The sequence below is a fragment of the Marivita sp. genome (genome assembly GCF_022763305.1).
In the GTDB taxonomy this organism is placed as follows: domain Bacteria; phylum Pseudomonadota; class Alphaproteobacteria; order Rhodobacterales; family Rhodobacteraceae; genus Marivita.
This window is the reverse complement of the sequence record NZ_JALEGT010000027.1, coordinates 1-2,713: the sequence shown is the minus strand read 5'-3', so window position 1 is coordinate 2,713 and position 2,713 is coordinate 1. Positions and strand designations below refer to the sequence as shown.

2 protein-coding genes are annotated in these 2,713 nt (G+C 57.5%); both read right to left on the bottom strand.

Translation table 11 applies throughout. From position 1 onward, the window contains the following. Positions 1 to 354: 354 nt before the first annotated feature. Positions 355 to 1,533 carry a reverse transcriptase family protein gene (locus tag MRY75_RS04860; RefSeq protein WP_083545813.1) on the bottom strand — a complete coding sequence of 393 codons (1,179 nt, stop codon included), beginning with the start codon at positions 1,531 to 1,533 and terminating at the stop codon, positions 355 to 357. Positions 1,534 to 1,732: 199 nt separating this feature from the next. Then, a partial coding sequence (locus MRY75_RS04855) for a hypothetical protein (RefSeq protein WP_292306019.1) occupies positions 1,733 to 2,713 on the bottom strand: 981 nt, incomplete at its 5' end.

Sequence of the window (2,713 nt, the reverse complement as noted above, 5' to 3'; positions counted from 1 at the left end):
GACGCAGCGCCCTGTGGATATATTGCAATTAAGGGTACAGAATCTGCCGAAAACGCTTCCAATCCGCAGAATCTGATTAATTAGGGTACAGTGACAGTAGCCTGCGCGGTCTGCACCTATTTGGCCAAACGCGCGGTGTTATAGTCGGCCCGAACAGTCTGATGAAGAGACTGGGATTTCAGAGATACTGGAGCAACGTAGAAGGCCGACACTTAATTCACAGGACCGGTTCAAAATCAGTGCGATCTCAGGCTGGAAAGACCTTCTAGGTTCTCCGGCGGTGATTTGAGCTCAGAAGCTTCTCCAAATTGATTAAAATCCGTAGGTAGAAGACGCCCATCGGACAGATTAAATTCACCTCCTTGTCTGCGACCAATCTGACGAGTCTAAAATCGCCCGACATTTCGCCGCATAGACTGGATCGATCTGACCGGCGAACGCGATCAGACCCAACAGATGTTGGCGGAGGCCTTCAACGGAGGCGAATCCGCGCCGCGCTGCATGTTGAACCGGCCCCTGATCGGGAGCGCTTATGTGATACAGGTGCTTTCGAAGCCGCGAGCGGAAATCGCGTGTCAGCTTCGGCGTGTCTCCGTCCACCAAAAGGCCGAGCACGACTTTCCGTGCTCCCGGAGAAACAATCGTCGTCTTGGATTGGTTCGGCGCCAGTCCTCGAGCAGCCAGGATCTCATACACTCGCCCTATCAGATCATGTGCGCGGGATCTTCCAAACGACTTTCGTGTCGTTGAAAAGGTGAGATCGTCTGCATAGCGCGAGTATCGGACGCCGTAGGTCTTCGCGATAGCAGTCAGTCTTTCATCTAGGTCGCGCACTGCGAGATTGGCCAACATTGGACTGGTTGGTGCGCCTTGCGGCAAAACGCCAAACAGGTCTCGTGGATAAAGCGATGTCAAGGATGAGTGCCGAAATCTGGGCGTTCGTCGCTGAGGCAAGACAGCAGTATCGTTGCGATGTTTGTCGCGGAGACGGGTGCACAAGCGCGCAAGCTCAAACGCGACCAGCGGCTGGTAGCCCCGCTCCAAAAACACCCGATGCACGTCGATTTCGGTCAGCGATTCGAAGAAGTTCCGCAGATCAATCTTGACCATCCAAACTGCGCGGCAGTGGCGCGCCGCGGCCTGGGCCAACCGAGACCCTGGTGCAAACGCCGTGCTCGCCGAATGGCAGGGTGCGTGGCGCAGGACTTCGGACGCGATCCAAGTCTGGACTCTCAGCAAGGGCGGCTCAGGCACGGCAATTGTTCGATAGCGCGGAGGTTGGCCCGGGATCGGGCGCTTGCGGATCGAGAACTCCCGATAAGGGTCCGCATCCCGCCTTGAGGCATATGCTTTCAAAATACCAACATCAACGCCCGCCAAATGCCCCAGATGGCCAAGGGTCAGGATCGGCGGGCCTGGATTTGCCTGCCGCAACGTGTGTTCAGCTGTCGCAACTGCATTTTTGAGGATGGATTCATCCACTCCTGCCGCAAGGCCCTCGGCGAAGTAGCGTTGAGAGTTCCACGTTCGCATCTACTATCCACCCTTCAGGGTGAGCTTGATCGGATCGCAAGTCAGCCTACCGCTGCGGCGACCGCAAGGTCGTGCGGTTCGATCAAGTTGAGCATCAAGCGAAAGCTTGACCGTGAGCCCATCGCAATCGACGGCCCAGGCATCACCTCCTGCGGGCAGGACGTGACACCAACGGTGCCGGTCGTTACCCCGGCAACCACTAGACATCGCGTGGCGCTCTCAACGCATTCGGAAAGTACATCGTGTCGTCGCCTTGGGGAAGGGGGCTCTTGCGGTCCTGGCGGATCAGTCGTGACGCAACCATCCGCCCTCGTTCGGTCAGTTGATGCGACGCGTTTATCCAACCCCAACCTTTCAAGCGGTCAAGGATTTCGGACACATCATCGATGTTCATGCCGAGACGACCCGATATCGCTTCGGAATGACGGGGAGATCGGCGCAGTGCAGACAGTATGATCGTTTCCAAGCTCGTCGGGCGCAGAATTGCCCCGGTGTCCGACGCCTTGGCAGACGCTTCAATACGCGCTCTTTCTTTCTTTGGCGTGTGCGGTTCTTGGTAGGGGGAACCAGCTGTACTGGATGATCGCTCCGGTACCAGCGCCGACCATCTTCTTGCATCCTTCCAGAACATCGAAGGTGCATTGTTCGGCATGCCGTGATCAAACGCCAAAAGCGCCCCGACTTCGCCATAGCCCAGGGGTTTGGACCCTGGTGGCGCATAGCGACGACACAGCTCTTCCATCCGCCTGACTTTTCCTCGGGGAAAGACCGATTGAATTGTTGGGCATCGTGTCACCAAGCTGACGGTGGGCGATGAGGCGTGATCCTTTACGCGTTGGACCCCAGCTTCTGTCCCTGCGTAGGCCACCACTTCGAAACAAAGGCCGGAATGACTGCGCCTCGACCACCAGCTGCGCACTGTCCGCAGCCTCCATGCGGCATTGAGATAGTCGATGACGCGATCTCCGCTTCCGATGAAGTCCGTTACCAGAACGAACCGGCGCACGCGCTTCTCGCGAATGATGTCGGCCCCAGGGTTGAGAAGGATCGACTTTCGATGGCGCTTGTGCAACTGGGTCAGGACGTTGGCGACAACCCCTTCACTGCCTATTTCTTCGGCGACCTGTCGCTGACGAGGCACCAGCGGCGGTCCGACGCGGCCATATGCGCGCACAGTCTT

What these genes read in the sequence shown, in the direction of transcription:
- MRY75_RS04860 (WP_083545813.1), bottom strand. Translation starts at nt 1,533, where the DNA reads ATGCGAACGTGGAACTCTCAACGCTACTTCGCCGAGGGCCTTGCGGCA.